The sequence below is a fragment of the Kribbella sp. NPDC003557 genome, assembly GCF_040610805.1.
GTDB lineage: Bacteria > Actinomycetota > Actinomycetes > Propionibacteriales > Kribbellaceae > Kribbella.
In genome coordinates this window covers 528,777-546,512 of the sequence record NZ_JBEXMY010000007.1, presented here as the reverse complement: position 1 = coordinate 546,512, position 17,736 = coordinate 528,777, and the positions used below count along the sequence as shown (strand labels likewise).

Annotated in this window: 17 protein-coding genes; 3 read left to right on the top strand and 14 right to left on the bottom strand. The window is 70.9% G+C overall.

The annotated features are described in order from the left end of the window. Positions 1-49 precede the first annotated feature (49 nt). From ABZW60_RS30980 to ABZW60_RS30925, 12 genes are all read right to left on the bottom strand, one after another. Positions 50-1,990, bottom strand: a complete 1,941-nt coding sequence (locus tag ABZW60_RS30980) for a putative baseplate assembly protein (protein ID WP_355482774.1) — start codon at positions 1,988-1,990, stop codon at positions 50-52. Then, a complete protein-coding gene (locus ABZW60_RS30975) occupies positions 1,990-2,397 on the bottom strand; it encodes a GPW/gp25 family protein (RefSeq protein WP_355482773.1) in 408 nt (135 codons plus the stop codon). Before ABZW60_RS30975 ends, ABZW60_RS30980 begins: the two co-directional genes overlap by 1 nt. A 13-nt stretch (positions 2,398-2,410) precedes the next feature. Further along, positions 2,411-4,261, bottom strand: coding sequence for a phage baseplate assembly protein V (locus ABZW60_RS30970; protein ID WP_355482771.1), 1,851 nt, complete (start codon positions 4,259-4,261; stop codon positions 2,411-2,413). Continuing rightward, a complete protein-coding gene (locus ABZW60_RS30965; protein WP_355482769.1) occupies positions 4,261-5,478 on the bottom strand; it encodes a phage tail protein in 1,218 nt (405 codons plus the stop codon). The genes ABZW60_RS30970 and ABZW60_RS30965 overlap by 1 nt, the downstream gene beginning before the upstream one ends. Further along, on the bottom strand, positions 5,475-5,969 hold the full coding sequence (locus ABZW60_RS30960) for a phage tail protein (protein ID WP_355483015.1): 495 nt from the start codon (positions 5,967-5,969) through the stop codon (positions 5,475-5,477). The genes ABZW60_RS30965 and ABZW60_RS30960 overlap by 4 nt, the downstream gene beginning before the upstream one ends. Positions 5,970-5,982: 13 nt before the next feature. Next, on the bottom strand, positions 5,983-6,354 hold the full coding sequence (locus ABZW60_RS30955) for a hypothetical protein (RefSeq protein ID WP_355482767.1): 372 nt from the start codon (positions 6,352-6,354) through the stop codon (positions 5,983-5,985). A 428-nt stretch (positions 6,355-6,782) separates the two neighbouring features. After that, on the bottom strand, positions 6,783-7,388 hold the full coding sequence (locus ABZW60_RS30950; protein WP_355482765.1) for a hypothetical protein: 606 nt from the start codon (positions 7,386-7,388) through the stop codon (positions 6,783-6,785). A gap of 1,409 nt (positions 7,389-8,797) precedes the next feature. Beyond that, complete coding sequence (locus tag ABZW60_RS30945; RefSeq protein ID WP_355483013.1) at positions 8,798-8,971, bottom strand: DUF6760 family protein; 174 nt, start codon at positions 8,969-8,971, stop codon at positions 8,798-8,800. After that, positions 8,968-9,366 (bottom strand): hypothetical protein, encoded by a 399-nt coding sequence (locus tag ABZW60_RS30940; RefSeq protein ID WP_355482763.1) that lies wholly within the window; start codon positions 9,364-9,366, stop codon positions 8,968-8,970. The genes ABZW60_RS30945 and ABZW60_RS30940 overlap by 4 nt, the downstream gene beginning before the upstream one ends. Further along, entirely contained in the window at positions 9,366-9,836 is a 471-nt protein-coding gene (locus ABZW60_RS30935; protein WP_355482761.1) for a phage tail protein, read from the bottom strand. Before ABZW60_RS30935 ends, ABZW60_RS30940 begins: the two co-directional genes overlap by 1 nt. Positions 9,837-9,873: 37 nt before the next feature. Then, a complete protein-coding gene (locus ABZW60_RS30930; protein WP_355482759.1) occupies positions 9,874-10,347 on the bottom strand; it encodes a phage tail protein in 474 nt (157 codons plus the stop codon). Then, positions 10,344-11,867, bottom strand: a complete 1,524-nt coding sequence (locus ABZW60_RS30925) for a phage tail sheath family protein (protein ID WP_355482758.1) — start codon at positions 11,865-11,867, stop codon at positions 10,344-10,346. Before ABZW60_RS30925 ends, ABZW60_RS30930 begins: the two co-directional genes overlap by 4 nt. Positions 11,868-12,037: 170 nt before the next feature. On the opposite strand from ABZW60_RS30925, the gene ABZW60_RS30920 reads away from it, so the two are divergent. The 3 genes from ABZW60_RS30920 (at position 12,038) to ABZW60_RS30910 (ending at position 15,976) form a co-directional block, all read left to right on the top strand. Then, positions 12,038-12,691, top strand: a complete 654-nt coding sequence (locus ABZW60_RS30920) for a Pvc16 family protein (RefSeq protein WP_355482757.1) — start codon at positions 12,038-12,040, stop codon at positions 12,689-12,691. Further along, on the top strand, positions 12,663-13,055 hold the full coding sequence (locus tag ABZW60_RS30915; protein WP_355482755.1) for a PAAR domain-containing protein: 393 nt from the start codon (positions 12,663-12,665) through the stop codon (positions 13,053-13,055). The genes ABZW60_RS30920 and ABZW60_RS30915 overlap by 29 nt, the downstream gene beginning before the upstream one ends. 173 nt (positions 13,056-13,228) lie before the next feature. Beyond that, positions 13,229-15,976, top strand: coding sequence for an AAA family ATPase (locus ABZW60_RS30910; protein WP_355482754.1), 2,748 nt, complete (start codon positions 13,229-13,231; stop codon positions 15,974-15,976). Between the two features lie 20 nt (positions 15,977-15,996). On the opposite strand, the gene ABZW60_RS30905 is transcribed toward ABZW60_RS30910, so the two are convergent. Together ABZW60_RS30905 and ABZW60_RS30900 are read right to left on the bottom strand one after the other, a co-directional pair. Continuing rightward, on the bottom strand, positions 15,997-17,073 hold the full coding sequence (locus ABZW60_RS30905; RefSeq protein WP_355482752.1) for a hypothetical protein: 1,077 nt from the start codon (positions 17,071-17,073) through the stop codon (positions 15,997-15,999). 64 nt (positions 17,074-17,137) lie between these two features. After that, positions 17,138-17,596, bottom strand: a complete 459-nt coding sequence (locus ABZW60_RS30900) for a hypothetical protein (protein ID WP_355482750.1) — start codon at positions 17,594-17,596, stop codon at positions 17,138-17,140. Positions 17,597-17,736: the final 140 nt, after the last annotated feature.

Here is a 17,736-nt window from a genome sequence, read left to right as displayed (position 1 = left end):
AACGTGTCCCGGTCCTCGTTGTGATGGCCGCATTCGCCGCAGATCAGCATCAGTGGTCCTCGACCTTCACCAGATGCTCGAACGAGAACACCAGGCTGTTGCGCTCCAGCTCGACCCGGTTCTGCTCGGCCCCGCGCTCCCCGGTCACCGGGTTCGCGCTGAAGAGCCGGATCTCCTCGACCGCCTCGATGCCCCCCACTTCGTGCAGTACGGCGTACACGTCGCCGGAGCGCACCGGCCGCCCGAACTCCCACCCCGCACCGCTGAACCCGCCGCCGGGCAACGGATTCAGGAACCGGTACAGCGCGGCCAGCGCGTCTCGCCGCACGCGATCCCGGTCGACCCGCGGCCGCGCCACCAGGCGCGCCACGACGGTGATCCCGCGATATCGCGGGGGCTCCACCGACACGCGCGCGCCGACCAGCCGGACCTGCTCGAGCCGTGCCGCGAGCCGCTCGAGCAACGGGACGGGCGGTACGAGATCCGCGAAGGTGATCACACCGTCCCGCTGGGCCGCCGACGGGACGACGAGCACCCGTACGGTGCCGGCCGGCGTCGAGTCGTCGCCGCCGGTGATGCAGCGGATGCGCGCGGCCTCGGGGACCGCCTCGCGTGCGAGCGCCTCGTAGTCCTCCGCGGTGACGGCCCGGCCGCGGGTGCGGAGCAGGATCGGCGCGCGGCGGGTGGCCTCGGCGATCGTCTCCCCGTCGGTGCCGCCCCTCGCGGCCGTCCGGTTCTCGACCGCGGACACGAACGGGATCGACGATTTCAGCGTGGCGATCGCGGCCGCCGGGACGTTGCCCCGCAGGCCGCCACCGGTCGCGTAGCCACGGATCCGGATCGTTTCACCGTGCGCCGGAACCGCGCCGTACCGCCGCAGGCCTCCGTCGGCCAGCCGGACCGCGGGCCCGAACGAGATCTCCCCCGGAACCGGGTCCAGCCGGAAATGCCGGTCGTCGGGACCGCTGCCGGCGAAGTCGTCGACGGCGGTCCACACCTGCCAGCCCTCCTCGGAGCTGACCTCGACCACCGGATCGCCGAGTCCGGCGAGGACCGGGGCCGAGCCGACGCCGAACACCTGCCCCGGCACTCCCTCCGACGTCCCGAGGACCTCGTCGCGGACCAGCTCCGCGTTCGCGGTGTCCGTCGTCCCACCGACGCTGGCGGCGTCGAACCGACGTACCCGTGGCGTCGCGGTGTAGGCCGCCCGTCCGTCGTCCGTCGCCACGACACGAGCTCGCAGCCAACCGGCCGAAACGCCACCGATGACGCTGCTCTGGTGCGTGTCCGGTACGTGGAGCACAAGCGATCCGGAACAGTTCAGCCCGCCAGTCTCGTCCCGGTCGACATCGCAGCTGCTCCAGTCCGAGCCGGTCCACGCCTCCCACCGCAGTGGCGGATGCTCAGGATCGATCCCGAGCCCTTCCGTCTGCCCGGCGTAGTCCAGCTGTACGGCGACGGACGGCACCGCGCAGTCCAGTCCGATCAGGAGCTCGTCGCCCGGCACGGGCGGATCGGAGAACGCGCAGAAGACGTCACCGTCCGGTTCGGCCGGCGCCGTGGCCTCCGCCGAGCGGGTCAGCACCTTCGTGACCTCGCAGGACGCGATCACCAGCTCGCTACGGGTGGAGAACACGATCGACGGCACGGTCTCGGTCCGGAGCGTTCCGACCTCGGTGCCCTGGGCAACAGTCAGGGCGGACCGGGCCGGCGCCGACAGCCAGAAGGTGACCGGCACGACGGCCGGCGCCGGCGGCACCAGGCGGAGGCCGATCAGGTCGAAGAACTTCAGCCGGAGCCGCTCCGGCACCTGGTTCAGGCGCCGGAACAGGCCGTCGGTGAGGAAGGCGTACGCCTCGAGCAGCGTCACACCGAGGTCCGACGGACTGGTGTCGGTCCACCCCGGGCACGAGCGGCGGACCAGGTCCAGTGCGTCGGCCAGCAGGTCGTCGTACCGCCGGTCGTCGAGATTGGGCGCCGGGAGTGCCATCAGCCGGCACCTCCAGCCGAGGCGTCCCGATCGGTACGGAGGTCGACCACCATCGTCGCCTCGCCGTCGGCGCCGAGCGGACGATAACCGATGACGAGCCGCACGACGCCGTCGGCCGTGTCGTCGGGTACGACGTCGACGGACTCGACCGTCACGCGGGGCTCGCACAGTGCGAGCGCGCGACGCACCTCGTCGGCGACCCAGACCTCGGTCGCGGGTGTGACGCTGTCGAAGACGAAGTCCCGCAGCCGGCAGCCGAAGTCCGGCCGCATCACCCGTTCGCCCGGGTATGTGAGCAGGACCAGCCGCATGCTCTGCTCGAGCTTCGCGGTCCCGCGCGCGACGGCCGTCGCCCCCGCGGTCCACGCGAGCGGGAACCCGAGTCCTGTCACCGCCTCGATCGTCATGGTCACCTCCGGATCAGTTGAGCTTGATCGGCTTGCCCTTGAGCTCCACCGGGCCGCTGCCGTTGACGCTGATCCGGGTGCCCTGGAGATTCAGCTGCTGCGCCTTCAAGGTGAGCTCACCGCCGCCGTCGATGGTCACGGCACCGCCGGCGCCTGCCACCACGTCGATCGCGCCGCCCGGGCCGCATTCGATGACGATCCGGCCCTTCTCGCCCGGCCGGGTGGCCTGACCGGGGAGGCATCGCAGGGCGATCGCGCCGGCCACCTGGTCGATCCGCAGAGTCAGGTTCTCGTCGGCGCTGCCGAGCATGATCTCGGCCTGCTCGACCCGTCCCGGGGCAGGGACGTCGTCATGGAACGCCAACCGGGAGCCGGAAGGAGTCACCAGTCCGCGCCACCGGACCGACGCATTGTTGCCCCTGGCCACTACTGGCGGAGCGCCGAGGCTGTAGGTACTGCGGTTGTTGACGACCCCACCGAGTACATAAGGCCGTTGCAGGTCACCGAACTCGAACGCCACCAGCACCTCGTCGCCCACTTCGGGCAGAAGCACGACTCCGCTGTGCTCACCCGCCGCGGGTTGAGCGACAACCGCCCAGCCCGACTCGTAGTCCGGCGAGAGCCACGGCAGGATCACCTTGACCCGGCTCTTCCCCAACGGGTCGAGATTGTTGCTCACGATTCCGCACACGACACCTGGCACACGGTCCCGGCGGTCCGCTCGCGGACCGGCCAGGCCGAACAGCGACCTGTCCTGCCGTCCGGTCGCCTCGAACGTCGTCCGGTACCGTCCGTCGACCAGCTCGTGGCGCGCACGCGTGACCAGCCAGCGACCGGCGAACGGCCGCACGACGCCGGAGACCTCGACAATGCGTCCGGCGGACAGCCACGGATCGCCCACGGACTCTCCGACCGCGTCGGCGAACGAGTCCGCCACCCGCTGCGCCAGCCCGGTCGCCAGTTCCCGGACCGCCGACCGGTCGGCGCGCGGCTGATCGCCGACGACGGTCGCCGTGGTCGAGGGCATCGGGCCCAGGCGTCCCGCGCCGGGCCGGGCCGCGGGAGGCGCGGGCGGAGGTGGTGATCCGTTGCTTCTGGCAACTGCCTGGTGCGGGTCGAGCCCGACAGCGGTGTCTGCGGCGGCGACGCCGGCCCGCTCGACGACGACCGTCGCCGCGAGCGGATCCCAGGCGCGTACCTCGACCTCCGTCGTCAGCCCCGCCGCACTGAGCCGCGGCGCGAAGGCCAGCAGGTTGTCCCACATCCGCAGCGGACAAGGCGCACCGGCGGGCCGCTGCCCGAAGAAGAACTCGCCGTCGTCGACGCCGACCTCGAGCCCGAGGAGGGCCGCGCGTCCGGACAGAAACTCCCAGTCGGTCTGGTTCAGCTGGCCGACGTGCTCGTGGACGGCACGCGTCACGGTCACCGCCCCCACCGTCAGGCCCGCCTCCCGGGCCACCTTCACCGCTATGTCGCTGTCCGACATGTTGACGAACGTCCGGGTACGGCGGACCCGCTGCAGCCGGTGCTCCGCGGTGTAGCCACGAACGACCAGCACAGCCATCGCGCCGTACTCCGCTTGGACGGTCGTCACCTCGCCGCCGATCAGCAGCCGCGGATCCCCAGGTCGCTCCGGGGACGCGGCCGCGATGGCGACCTCGGTCCCGATGCCCAGCACCGAGAGCAGTTCGTCGGTGCGCTCACCGGCCGCGAAGGCGAGCTCGAACATCCCCGGCAGTCCTAGCGCCTGGTCGACGAGCGTGCGTACGACGGTGCCGGCCAGGTCGGCGTCGAGTGGTCGCCGGGCCGGGCCGACGTACACGACCGGCGCGATCTCGACCTCGGTCCACGCCGCGGCCGTCATCACCCACCTCCCTTGGACCGCAGGCTGTCCTCCGCGTGGGACCCACCCGTCGCCGGAGTCGACGTGGGCGGAGCGGGGCGCGACCCGAGGGTCAGCGAGGCGGACCTGACCAGCGGCGCGGTGTCGACGTAGTCCTGCAGCGTCAGCGCGACCGAGGCCCGCGACGGATCACCGTCCGCGGTGAACCTGGTCAGGGTGAGATCGAATTTCTTCAGCACCATGGTGCTCGGCATCCCGCCGCCGTGCTGGCCCCAGACCACCCGCAGGGCCCGCGGAAGCCCGGGCGTCTTGTCCGTCGAGGGGCTCAATGTCTGCTGGCAGGACCCGCAGATCGGCTTGTCGCCGGGTTTGGCCGGACCTGCCGCGGGTTGCCTGGCCCGCGGCGCGGCACCACGCTTCCAGGCGAGCTCGATCCAGGTGTTCAGCACCGACGTCGCATAGGTGACCTCCTCCGCCCCGTCGAGGCGCAGGTCGGACAAGGTGATCGACAGCCGGTCGGCATCGACGACCTGGGTGTGCTTGCCCTTGTCCGCCGCGGTCGCCGCCTTCCGCGACTTGGTCAGCACGATCTTGGCGGGGTTGTACAGGAACTGCAGCCGCCTGCCCTCGGAATCGGTGAGCACCAGGTCGCTGTGAGGCGGCAGGACCCCTGTCTCGAGGAACCCGCTGTGCTGCAGGACGAGTTTCTCCAGCGCGAAGCCGCCGCTGCCGGCGGTCGAGAAGGACGGCATCGCCCAGGAGACCGGGATCGCCTCCTGGAGCTCCCAGGTGTGGATCTTGACCGCCGAGGGACCGATACCGCTGAACAGCGTGATCACAACAGCGGGCCGCGTTCCCGGAACGGTGGCCTCGCCCCTCACCCACGCTTTGGCCTCGTCCTGGAGCCACTTGCGGACCTTCGCCGTACCCTCCACGGTCATGGCTCGCTCCAAGGTGATCTTGGAGTAGCCGATCTTTCCGGGAAGATGGCGCGGCCGCGTGTAGTTGCCGCCTTCCTCGAAAGGTCCCTCCGGGGTGAAGGTCACGTCCAGCCCGGAGCACGACGACCAGGAACCGAGCGATGTCGGCCGGCCGGCATCGAGACTCGGTACGACGACACTGAACCACATCGTCATCCCGAAGCCCGGCGCTCTGTTCGCGAACCCGTCCCGCGTCCGTGCCTGTGCGCCGAGCAGCGCCCCGGGGTTCGACATCTCCTGCAGTCGCGGGATCCTCACGGCAGCACCGCCTCGGTGTCCAGGAAGCCGGTATGGGCCAGCTCGAGGGTCTCGACCGCCGGTCGTGAGCCCGCCGAGTCGAACTCGGTCAGTCGCCAGCCGATCGGGAAGAACTCACGCAGCTCCCAGGTCACCACCGGGACACCGAGGAAGTCGACCAGGTAGATGGCGCCGCTCAACGGCGTCCGCCGCAGGGTGACCGACGCCAGCCAGCGCTGCACCGTCGCCGAGTCGGAACCCGCGGCCCTGGACAGGCTCACATCCGTGTAGCTGATGTTGCCTGCAGCAATCGTCTCGAAGCTCGCGTAGCCCGGCCGGTAGGTGTGCTTCTGCCACTTGACGCCGAGCCCGGCGGCCTTGGTCCAGGCGCCGAGCTGGTACTCCGACTTGTCGATCTCGATCACGTACCGGTGCGACATGCCCACCTGCCCGGTGAGCTGCTCGAGACCTTTGCCCGGTACACGGAGTGCACCCGACGGGAACGACGGCATCACACGGCCCTCCTCAGCTCAGATCGGTGAGCGCACCGCGGCGCTCCCGCTCGATCAGCAACTCGCCCCGCAACCGGCCGCGGAGGACCGGATAGAGCGTCTCGACCAGTCGATCCAGGACGGAGGTGCCGACCAGTCGGTCGAACAGCTCATCGGCATCGGGCTCGCCCTCGTCGAGGTCGTCCTGCAGCGCGGCCACGAGCGTCTCCACCCGGCCCAACCGCTCCAGGACCTCGCCGTGCACCGATCCGGTCACCGCGATCGGCGCCAGGTCGGGCGGAAGTACGGGGTCGGGCCATCGCGCCGCGGTCACGATCGGTGCTGTCGGCAACGTCCAGTCGTCCGATCCGTGCTCCGGTGCCGGCTCCGGCGCAGCGTCTGTCACCTGCTCGACCGACCACGGCTCGCCCTCAGGGGCCGAGATGGCGGGCGCATGGATCAAGGGGATCAGAGCAGTCGCGGTGGTCTGTGCTGCGTTGTTCGAGGCATCAGCGCTGGTGGGGAACGCGACCAGCGTCCCATCGCGACGATCGGCCGGAGCGCGCAGACTCCCTCGCCAGTGCTCAACTCCCGAACGACCGACCGTCACCGCGCCGACCGAATCCGGCCGCCACCCGTACGCCGGCAGCCCCGACCTCACCCCACCGCCAGGCCCCCCACGCCTCAAGCCCGCTCCACCGCTCACCGGCCCGGCACCGGACCGCCCGAACGCATCCGTCCCCCCACCCATCACCGCGACACCGGCCGGCGCAAGAACATCCCCCACCCGACCTGCCCAGACCCCACCAGCCGTCCCCGACACCGCTCCCCCACTCACGACACCGCCAGCACCCCCGCCCGCACCACGCCCTGCACCGCCGCCGGCACGACGGTCCGCGCCACCGTCAGCACGACGGCCCCCGCCGTCACGCGCCACGCCGTCAGCACCACCGTCAGCACCACCGTCAGCACCACCGTCAGCACCACCATCGGCACCACTACCCGCGGCCCTGCCGGCATCACGGCCCGCAGCCCTCTCCGCACCACCTGATCCACCACTGACGGCACCACTGCCCACGCCGTCCTCCGCGCCACGGGCGGCACCACCGCCCACACCACCGTCTGCGGCGTCGTCGACGCCACCCCCGGCACCACTGCCCACGCCGTCGTCCGCGCCACGGGTGGCACCACCGCCCACACCACCGTCTGCGGCGTCGTCGACGCCACCCCCGGCACCTCTGTCCATGCCACCGCCTGTGCCACCACTTGCACCGACACCACCTGCGGCCGTCTCTGCGCCACCACCTGCACCAACACCACCTGCAGCAGCCTCTGCGTGGCCGCCTGCGCCGCCGTCTGCGCTGTCGTCCGCACCACCACCTGCACCGACACCACTTGCGGCCGCCTCTGCGCCCCCGCCTGCACTGCGGTCTGCGCCATCGCCCGCACCGCCCCCGGTGCCGCTGCCCGCAGGCCCCGCCGGAGTCCGGCTGACGGTCCGCTCCGGCACCCCGTTCGCCGACCGGGCCCACGCTGCCGCTGTTTGCAGGGCGATCGCCCGCGATGTCGCCGGGGACGCGCCTCCGTTCGTCAGCGCCCTCTCGCCCACCCCGTCGCCCCCCGGCGCCACCCCACTGGACCACCCCTCCGCCACACCGTCCGGTCCCGGAGCCCGCGGCGCATCGACCGCCCCGACGACCCCGACGTACGACGCCACGCCGACCGCCGCCCCAGCCCTCGGATCCACATCCGGCTCGACGCCCGAAGCATCCCCCGACTCCAGACCCAACTCGACGTCCGACCCCAGGTCTGACGTCACGCCCCACCCGATCCCCGACCGCACGCCGTCCCCCACGTCCGGCCCCACATCCCAGGCACCACCCGACGCGCCACCAGGTGCCCAGTCCTGTGAAACCGCATCCGACGCAAAAGACTGGGACGAAGTATCTGCCGGCCCACGCCCGCCTGGGTCCTCAGGACCGGAGAAGTAGGCCGGGTCTTCCTCGTCGTCCGTCGCCTCCTCGGCGTCGGCAGCGCCGTCGCCGGGCCGTGTCACCGCCGCAGCGCGCAACCCCTGGCGGCGGCTCTCGGCGAGGGTGCTCCGCCGGACCACCCCGGCCGCCGGGCCGTCCGGCGGAACGGGGTCCGCCTCCCACGACGCAGACGGACCACCGAAAGGTGGCGGCCCGGCGGCCGACGGGAACCCGCCGAGCGCGTTCAGGCCGAAAGCCTCCAGGTCGACGGGATCGGCGGGACGGCTCGCCTCCGCGTCGTACTCGGCCAGCAACCGCTCGAACTGCCCGATACTCCGGAACGGCTGCTCCGGCTCCTGCGGCGCACCGACGTAGCCCGGCGCCACAGTTGTCAACGGCAACGATTTGTCCCGCGGCTCGACCGCGACCTGAACCCGCCGGCGCCGAAGCTCGAGCACTTCCGGCGCGAACGACGCCTCCGGCAACTCACCGCCGGCCACAGCGGCGTCACCCACCAGCGAGCTCCCGACGGCAAGCCTGCCGCGGCCGGAGCCCCCTCCGTCCTCCGCGCCGACCGGGCCGCTCCCACTCGTCCCACGGGAACGCCGAGGGCGGCGCTCGGCAAGCGGCTCGGCGGCGACGTCATGCCGCACCACCGTCCCGACGACAAGCCCACGAACCTCCTCGACGGTACGGGCAGCTCGTCCCGCCCTCCGCGCGACCAGGTCCTCGGTTCCCGCCACACGTGGCGCGGCCAGCAACGGACCAAGGACCGGCGGACGCAGGTCTGTGATCGGGAACAGCAGCGGGATTCTCGTCCAGTCCTGTCCGCTCGCCCGCTCGGGGCGACGACGGCGAAAGATGCGGAGCTTCACGTCACCTCCAACTTTCGTCGGAACCGTGCGGTTCGCTGTGGATCCGGCCGATCGCCTCGATCAGCCTGGACCTGGTGGCGTGTTCCAGGTCGAGGATCTCGGCGTGCGGCCAGTGCAGGTAGTAGGCGACGTACACGATCTCGTCCCACAAGCGGTCGGTCGGGTACGTCGTCAGCCTTCCCCCGGGCCACCACCCGAGAGCTCGACGGCGTAGCCGTGCCCGCAGGACGGGCAGGTGACGTCGACCTCGGTGTGACCGTGCTGATTGATCCGCCGGTACAGGTCCTGCAGGAAGGCGAGGTCCGAGGCGAACAGGCACTCGACGACGAGGGTGTCGACCTCGGGCAGCGTTCCCAGTCGCACCAGCGTCCGCTCGAGCAGCAGGACCGTCAGGTACGCCGGGTTCTGCCGGACCCGCGGATCGGTCTGGGTGCCGATCTCGTCCCGCGCGGTCGCGAGCCGCATCACGCCGTCGCGGTGCACTGTCCCCTGCTCGTCCACGAACCCGCGGGGCAGGACGAACGGGTACTCGGTCCGCAGCCCGGCGCCGGCGATGGTTGCCGTCGGCATCATGCCTTCCCGGAACTGGTGATGGACTCGCAGGTGATCTTGCACTCGATCATCGCGACGTCCGACGAGCCGGCCTTCATCGAGGTCACGCTGATCTCCGACAGCCAGGCGCTGGTGACGACGTACACGATCTTCGACTCCCGGCCGCTGGCGTCGGTGACCGTCAGGGTGCCGTCCGCCCGGGCGCCCGGATCGCCTCCCCGGGCCGCGGCGTGCCAGCCGAGCAGCGCGGCGCTGCCGGCGTTGTCGAGCGCACGCTTCAGAACGATCGTCGGCGGATCGGTCTTGCCGAACTGCTTGGTGTGCACGGTGTTCCCGGTGGCGTCGTTGAAGATGTACTCCGCGCTGCCGACCTTGGAGTTGATGCCGCCGAGCTCGGAGAAGGCCATCCGGCCGATCGTCGTCGGGAAGTCCGCGATGAACCGCGGAGCGCTGACCACCTGGGCCTGGGTCTGTGCACTGCTGAGCATCTCGCCGGTCCTTTCCTGATTGTCGTGGTTGTCCCGGTCACACCTGCAGGATCGCGTCGCAGACGATCGTGACGCGCATCATCAGGACGGCGGGGCCGCCGGCCTGGATCGCGTCGAGCTCGAGCTTCGAGCACCACGCGTTCTCCAGCAGACAGGCCATCGCCGGCGTACCGGCCTTGTCACAGATGTCGAACGAGGCCGGAAGCTTCGCCAACGGGTTGTTGGTCCGGGCCAGGCAGTGCCATCCGTACAGCTGGGCGAAGCCGTTGCGGTCGGCCGCCCGTTCGAGCACGATCGTCGGAGCCTTGGTGCGGCCGAACTGCTTGGTGTGCACGTTGCCCAGCCGGCTGTTGTACGAGAACTCCTGGAACTCCACCTCGGAGACGAACCCGCCGAGTTTGGAGAAGCCGATGCCGGCCGCCCAGCCTTCGCACATCACGAAGAACCGGGGTGCGCTGACGACCGGCGGATCGAGCAGGCGCACCGGCGGCGCGCCCGGTGCGCCGATCACTCCTGGAGCTCCGTGCCCTGCGCGAACTGCGACAACCGGAACACCACGAACTCGGCCGGCTTCACCGGCGCCACACCGATGTCGACCGTGAGTACGCCGGCGTCGCGGCTCTCGGGTGGATTGTTCTCGGCGTCGCACTTCACGTAGAACGCTTCTTCCGGCGTCCGCCCGAACAGTGCGCCGGTGCGCCAGATCCGGCGCAGGAACATGCTGATCATGCGTTCCACCGAGGTCCAGAGGAATTCGTCGTTCGGCTCGAAGACGACCCACTGGGTCCCGCCGAGGATGGACTTCTCGAGGTAGTTGAAGAGCCGGCGGACGTTCAGGTAGCGCCATTCCGCGTCGCTCGACAACGTCCGCGCGCCCCAGACCCGGATGCCCTGGCCGGGGAAGAACCGCAGGCAGTTGACGCCGATCGGGTTCAGCTGGTCGTGGTCGCCGCGGGTGAGGGACGACTCGAGCTCGAGAACGCCGCGGACGACCTCGTTGGCCGGGGCCTTGTGGACGCCGCGGGTGTCGTCGTTGCGGGCCCAGATACCTGCCAGGTGACCGCTCGGCGGCATCAGCAGCGGCTTGCCGGAGCGCGGGTCGGCGACCTTGATCCACGGCCAGTAGAGCGCGGCGTACTTCGAGTCGTACCCGGCCACGTTCTGCCGCCAGTTCTTGACCTGCTGCGGCCGCAGTCCGGGTGGCGGGTCGAGGATCGCGACCCGGTCGGACATCAGTTCACAGTGCGCGATCATCGCGAGCTGTACGGCCTTCACACCGTCCAGGTCGATCGAGCCGGCCTGGTACGCCGTCATGAGGTCCGGCACACACAGCATGGTGATGTCGTCGACGGCCTCGAGCCCGGAGAACCCGGTCCGTTCCTCGGTGTCGCCGATGTAATCCTCGGCCCCGGCCGCGCGCGGAACCGGCTCGGACAACGCGACCGGATGTACGCCGGCCTCCGGCAGCGCGAGCGCACCGCCTTTGACCTCCTCGGCGACGATCCATTGGGACTTCCGCAGCGCCGTGACGACGTTCGCCGGGCCGCGCTTGGTACTGACGTTGTCGTAGACCTCCTCGTCCGGGCCTGAGCGGATCACCAGCTTGAAGGTTTCGTCGCCGGGCTCGGAGGCCTCCTGGACCTCGACGGTCAGCGGCCTGTCGGCCGGGACTGCCGCGGCCGGCCGGAGCGCGAGCGGCTTGCCCTGACCGCGGCTCGGCAGCTCGATGCGGCCGTTCTGCCCGGCGGGGCCCTCGAGTTCGCCAGGCCCGCCACCGACGCGGACGACGTACGCGCTGCCGCCGCCGTTGAGGAAGTACCCGTAGACCGAGTGGGCCAGCAGGGCGCCTTCGACGAACTGGCCGAAGGTCTGGGTGAACTGGGTCCAGTTGGTGACGAGGACCGGCTCGTTCACCGGACCCCGCTCGGCGAACCCGACGAACGCGGCCACCGCCGTGCCGACGCCTTCGATCGGCTTCGAGCCGGACGAGACTTCCTCGACATAGACCCCTGGTGACAGGTACGACGCCATCCGGACCTCCTGGCTGACTGGGTTTTCCTGCAGCAACTGTGCGCGGGGACCCTGATCCGCCGGGAGAAGAGGCGGTGCACGAATGGATGCCTGATCGGGCCAATCCGGCCGCCCGGACTACTGCGCTGACGTCCAGCCCGGCGAGGGCCTGACGACCGACGATGGTCGGCATGCTGGACGAGGCGGAGCAGGCGATCGGCACGTTGCTGCGGCAACAGTTGCCGGCCGGTACGACGATCCGCACCGAACCGCCCACCGACACCTGGTCCACCGAACGCCCCGAGACCGAGAGCATCGGGCTGTTCCTGCACCTGATCCGGGAGAGCGACGCGGAAGGGGCCGTCCAAGGCTGGTCGGAGGATCGCGACCAGAGCGGCCGGGTGATCCGGCGCCGGGCCGCGGAGCGCCAGTACGAGCTGTGTTACCTGGTGACCGCCTGGGCCGGTGGCTACGAGCGGGAGCTGACGTTGCTCGGCTGCGTACTGCGTGCCGTCGCGCACCACTCCACCGTCCCGGCCGCCATGCTGACCGGCACGCTCGAACAGGTCAGCGGACCGGTCACCGTCGCGATCGGGCGGGCCGAGGCGCCGTCCGCCGTACCGGAGCTCTGGTCGGCGCTGGGCCTGCGGCCGCGGACCTTCCTCGACCTGGTGGTGACCGCGCCGGTCGCGCCGGTCGCGATCACCGACATCGCCGGCCCGCCCGCCACCATCGACCTGTCCGTCGACTCCGCGCCCCTGCCCGGCCGCGGCCCCTCCACGCGCCGACGCGCGCGTATCACGGAAGGACCGGCCGATGCCGGCCCCGGCGGCGAAGCTCGGTGACCAGGTCGTCGGCACCGACGTCCACATCGTGCTGGTGCCGTCCGCGGGCGGCCCGGTACCGACGCCGCGGTCGATGCCGTTCACCGGCCGCATCGTGTCCGGCTGCAGCACCGACGTACTGATCGAGGGCAAGCCGGCCGCGGTCCACGGCAGCGTCGCGGTGAACCAGCCGCCGCACGTTCCGGCAGGCGGCACGTTCGCACGGCAGCCCGACAACCGCGGCACCCTGATCGCCCTCGACCCGATGGTCCTGGTCAACGGCAAACCCCTGGCCCGGGCCGGCGACAAGGCCCTCACCTGCAACGACCCAGCCCCCGCCCCGACCGCCACCGTGATCGCCACCGGCCAGGTCCTCGTCGGCTGAAACGGCATCGTCCGGCTCGTTGCTCCCAGCCCCGACCGGCCGTTGACCGTCGCAACGAATTACATCCACGTCACTCGTAACCTCCTGTCGGCGCCGCAAGTTGAATCGGTAGACCGGCAGGTTCTCGGGGATGCCCTCCGGTCGTTCAGCCGCGCTGCGTGGAGTGAGGCGCAATGAGTGGAGGATCCCCCTATCCGGACGCCGAGTTCGTCGGGCGAGCCGATGAGCTGACCTTGCTGACCGGGCTGGCCGCGGGCGTGCGCGCAGGCCGGCACCGGACGGCCGTCGTCGCCGGTCCGCCCGGGATCGGCAAGTCCGGCCTGATCCGGCACTTCGTCCGCGGCCTCGCCGATTTCACCGTGCTCTCCGCGGCCGGTGATGCCGGTGAGTCCATGGTCGACCTGGGTGTCATCGACCAGTTGCTGCCCCAGGCGCCGGCCGACATCCGAGCCCGGACGTTGTCCCTCGGCCGCGATGCGCTGGCCGGCACCAACCCGCTCGCGATCGGCAGCCAGCTGCTCGATCTGCTCAGGGAGCTCCAGCGGCGGACGCCGGTCGCGCTGGTGGTCGACGACCTCCAGTGGGTCGATCACACCTCGCTCCAGGCGTTGCGATTCCTGCTGCGCCGGGTGTGGTCCGAGCGGCTGCTCGTCGTTCTGGCGACCCGGACCGAGGACGAGCCGGCCGCCGAACCCGCGCTGGATCGTCTCATCCACGGCATCCCGGCCGACCTGCGCCTGGAACTCGGCGGCCTGGACCTCGTCGACGTCACCGATCTCGCGCTGGCCATCGCGGGCCGTCAGCTCCCGTCCGGCGCCGCGCGCCGGTTCCACTCCTACACCGGCGGTCATCCGCTGCTGCTCCGGACGATGCTGAACGAGATCTCCTCGCAGCGGTTCAGCCGGATCGACTGGCGCCTCGCCGTACCGCCGTCGGTCACGTCGGCGACCCGGCAGACCTTCGACAAGTTGCCGGCGGCGACGAGATCGTTGCTCGAGGCCCTGGCCGTGCTCGGCGGCCGGCCGTCGCTGGCCCAGGCCGCCGAGGTGTCCGGGACGGGTGCCGTGCACCACGCGCTCGGACCGGCCATCGACGCCGGGCTGGTGACCTGGTTCCCGGGGGAGCCGGCGCGTCCGGTCGCGATCACGCACGACCTCCAACGGGAGGCGATCTACACCGCGATGTCGCCGGTTCGCCGCAGTGAGCTCCATCAGCGCGCGGCCCGGACCGTGGAGCCGTTCCTCGCCTGGCGGCACCGGGTCGCGGCGGTCGACACCACGGACGCCGTACTGGCCCGCGAGCTCGAGGCCGCGGCGGAGGTCGAGGCAACGAACGGCGACCACGGCACCGCGGCCACGTTCCTCGGCTGGGCGGCCGATCTGACACCGTGGAGTCCGAAGAGCGAACAGCTGCTGCTCCGCTCGATGATCCACCTGATGTTCAGCTCCAGCCGGGGCCGGGCCCGGCAGCTGTGGGAGCGGGCCGCGCGCTGCGCCCCGTCGGCCCTGCGGTCGCTCGCGCTCGGTCTGTCCGAGCTGTATCTGGACGGCGAACGCCGCGACGCCGAGCAGCGTCTACGGCACGCGTTCGACACCAGCGATCCCAAGTCATGGGTGCACGGCGCAGCCGCCGGTGGACTGGCCGGCGTATGCATCTGGCGCGGCGACGCAGAGGAAGCCATCGGGTACGCCGAGACCTCGCTGGCCGTCTCCGGCGTGCCGGCGCCGCTACGCGACTACGTACTCTGTCTGCGGGGTACGGCGCGGGCGCGGCGCGACGGCCTGGCCGCCGGGCTGGACGAGTTCGACGAGTTGCCCGACCAGGCCGCGGACGTTCCCGACGACCAACTGGAAGCCTTGTCGTGCCGCGGGGCACTGCGGGCGATGGTCGGAGCGGTCGAGGAGGCTCGTCACGACCTGTCGGATGTCGTCCGGCGGCAGGAGGCGGGTGAACCCATGCTGTCGGGCGTCACTCCGTACTGCTATCTGGCCAGCGTGGAGTACTTGCTCGGCGAGTGGGACACCGCCGTCCGGACGGTGCGCAGGGCAACGTTGCTCGCCGACGACGACCAGCCCGCGATGAACGAAGTCATCTTGTCGTTCGTCGCGTCGATCGTCCCGTCCGCGCGCGGGCAGTGGCAGGTCGCCGACCGGCTCGTGTGGTCCGCCGGCGCCGTCGCGCGGCGGCTCGGCAGCCCGCAGGACAGCAAGTACGCCGCCATCGCGGCAGCGCTGCTCTGCCAGGCGCGGGGGGATCAGTACGGGATGCTGCGGACGCTGACCTCCGTACCTGGTCTGCGTGGTGGTGGGAACGCGCCCGGCGGGACGCACGAGTGGTGGAGCACGTGGTGGCAGCCTCTTCTCGTCGACGCCCTGCAGGCCACCGGCCATCACGCCGAGGCCGCCGCGGAGCTGGCTGTCCTCCAGGAACGCGTCAAGGGCAGCGCGATCCTCAGCGGCTCCGTCACCCGCCTGTCCGCCCAGCAGGCCGCCGCAGAAGGCGAACTGCACCTGGCGGTCGACCTCGTCGAGTCCTACCTGACCACGCTCGGCACCCCGACACCCCGCCTCGCCGACGCCCAGCTCTACCACGCCCACGCCCGCCACCTGATTGCCCTGCACAGCAACGAAGCGGCGATCGCTTGGCTGGACGCCGCCGACCGGACGTTCGCCGCGCTGGGCGCCACGCCGTACCGCCAGCAGGTCACCCGCACCCGAGCAGCTCTCGAAGGCCCGCGCCCGCGCGGCCCACAGCTGACCGAGCGCGAGCAAGAGGTCGTCACCCTCGTGCTCCGCAACTACACCAACAAGGAGATCGCAGCGGCCTTGCACGTCACGACGAAAACCGTCGAATACCACCTCCGCAACGTCTTCACCCGCCTCGACATCACCAGCCGCCGCGACCTCCACAAGTTCTTCTAGCCACCGAAGACGGAGCCGGGTCACGCTTCCGGCGTACCGGCGGACGCGGGGTCGTCGTCGGGATCCTGGGCGATCATGTTCTTGCCCTGCGTGCTCTCCGCATACCTGACGGAGTCGTCGAAGTCCTTCTCGAGGTCCTTCGCCTGCGCGGCGACCGTCCGGTTGTCGCGGTCGGTCTCGTCGGCCATCAGGCCGCCGGCCTCCGCGGCGAGTCGCCGGACGTCCCTGCGTTTGTCAGTCGTGTGGCCAGGCACCACTCCACCCGTCACCACCGGCTCCGCAGGGCTGTGGACCCGGTTCAGCAGCGCCGCGGCTTCCGAGAAGTTGCTGGTGAGGAACCGGTCGAGCCCGGTCAACGTGTGGCGCAGCAGAGCGCCGGCCGCCTCCGGATCCTCTCTGACGATGTCCAGCAGGTCACCGCCCATGTCGATGGCGGCACCCTTGACGGTCGGTTGGTCGGCGAGGATGTGATCCGCGATGTCGGTCGAGTCTCCCGCCGACAGACGCTCTCGCACGCGTCGATCGTTGATCGCGTTCAGCCGTCGCTGGGCTTCCTCCTTGCTGATCCCCGGCTTCTGGAACGCGGCAACGAACTGGGCGAGCTTGGCCTTCTCGTCCGCGAGAGCCGCGCGGACGCGACTGGCGACACCGGCCGACACGTCCGACAGGATCCTGTCCAGGGCGCCCAGCAGGCCGGTGTCCCGCGCCGGCGGAGCGTCGGCCGGCGTGGAGACCGCGACTGTCTCGCTCTGCCGTTCCGGCTGTCGCTGATGGCTTTCCGGCTGTCGCTGATGGCTTTCCGGCTGCTGCTGATGGTTTTCCGGCCGCTGGACCAGAAACAGCCCGAGGCTTCCCGAGACGGTGTTGCCGAGGGAGTGACTCGCCCAGCGAGCACCGTCGCCGTGTCCCGCCCGCGCATAGTCCTCGACCCTCCAGCCCGCCCGGCCGTAGACCGCCGGACGCGTCCGCGGCCGATCGTCGCTCTGATCGAGGTTGGCGGCAACCATCGCCCGGGCCTCGACCGTGAACAACTTGACGCCCGTCACCTCCGAGGCGACCCGGGCCGTCGAGAACTCCGCGAAAGTACCGGCACCCACCCGTCTGGACGCGCTCCGCGCACCACCGCTCCACATGTCGTTCCTCCTCGCTCGAAGATGACGGTCACTCGGCGCCCTGGACGGTGTGCCGGGCGATCAGGGCCGCGCTCGCGTCGACCGTGACGTTCTCGATGAACTGGACCACCTGGGGCTCGATCGCCTTCGTCACCGCCTCGATGACCTCCTGCTGATGGGCGATCAGCTGCTCGGCTCCGAAGGTGCGCTCCAGCACCGGCCAGACGCGCGTCCGGAGCATCTCCTCCACCGTAGGAACGAAATCGCTCTCGTCCAGCAGAACGATGCCGGCGTCGCCCGACGGCGCGGCGTCGCTGCTCGGTTCCACGGCATCGCTCGCCACGGACGCCAGCCACTGTTCGGCGACCGGTGAGCCCTGGAAGACCCGGTTGAAGTCGCCGACGGTCGCTGCGGCGCCGTTGAGGACCTCGTCCATCACCTTGCCGAGTCCGGACCAGTCCACGGACTGCTCGGCGGACTGTGCTGCGGGTTCCTGCATCGCGTTCATCCTGATCCACCCTGTTCTGTGGTCGTTCGGACCCTGCGGCGCCCGCCGGGGTGTCGTCCCCACTGTGACGGTCGGAGGCCGGCGGCACCGTCCCGGGCGGACCGGACATCGCGCGGCTCGCCGTACCCGATCGGGCAGTC

What these genes read in the sequence shown, in the direction of transcription:
- ABZW60_RS30925 (WP_355482758.1), bottom strand. Translation starts at nt 11,867, where the DNA reads ATGGCGTCGTACCTGTCACCAGGGGTCTATGTCGAGGAAGTCTCGTCC.
- ABZW60_RS30960 (WP_355483015.1), bottom strand. Translation starts at nt 5,969, where the DNA reads ATGCCGTCGTTCCCGTCGGGTGCACTCCGTGTACCGGGCAAAGGTCTC.
- ABZW60_RS30975 (WP_355482773.1), bottom strand. Translation starts at nt 2,397, where the DNA reads ATGACGATCGAGGCGGTGACAGGACTCGGGTTCCCGCTCGCGTGGACC.
- ABZW60_RS30920 (WP_355482757.1), top strand. Translation starts at nt 12,038, where the DNA reads ATGCTGGACGAGGCGGAGCAGGCGATCGGCACGTTGCTGCGGCAACAG.
- ABZW60_RS30940 (WP_355482763.1), bottom strand. Translation starts at nt 9,366, where the DNA reads ATGCCGACGGCAACCATCGCCGGCGCCGGGCTGCGGACCGAGTACCCG.
- ABZW60_RS30935 (WP_355482761.1), bottom strand. Translation starts at nt 9,836, where the DNA reads ATGCTCAGCAGTGCACAGACCCAGGCCCAGGTGGTCAGCGCTCCGCGG.
- ABZW60_RS30910 (WP_355482754.1), top strand. Translation starts at nt 13,229, where the DNA reads ATGAGTGGAGGATCCCCCTATCCGGACGCCGAGTTCGTCGGGCGAGCC.
- ABZW60_RS30900 (WP_355482750.1), bottom strand. Translation starts at nt 17,596, where the DNA reads ATGAACGCGATGCAGGAACCCGCAGCACAGTCCGCCGAGCAGTCCGTG.
- ABZW60_RS30915 (WP_355482755.1), top strand. Translation starts at nt 12,663, where the DNA reads ATGCCGGCCCCGGCGGCGAAGCTCGGTGACCAGGTCGTCGGCACCGAC.
- ABZW60_RS30950 (WP_355482765.1), bottom strand. Translation starts at nt 7,388, where the DNA reads ATGGCGCAGACCGCAGTGCAGGCGGGGGCGCAGAGGCGGCCGCAAGTG.
- ABZW60_RS30970 (WP_355482771.1), bottom strand. Translation starts at nt 4,261, where the DNA reads ATGACGGCCGCGGCGTGGACCGAGGTCGAGATCGCGCCGGTCGTGTAC.
- ABZW60_RS30980 (WP_355482774.1), bottom strand. Translation starts at nt 1,990, where the DNA reads ATGGCACTCCCGGCGCCCAATCTCGACGACCGGCGGTACGACGACCTG.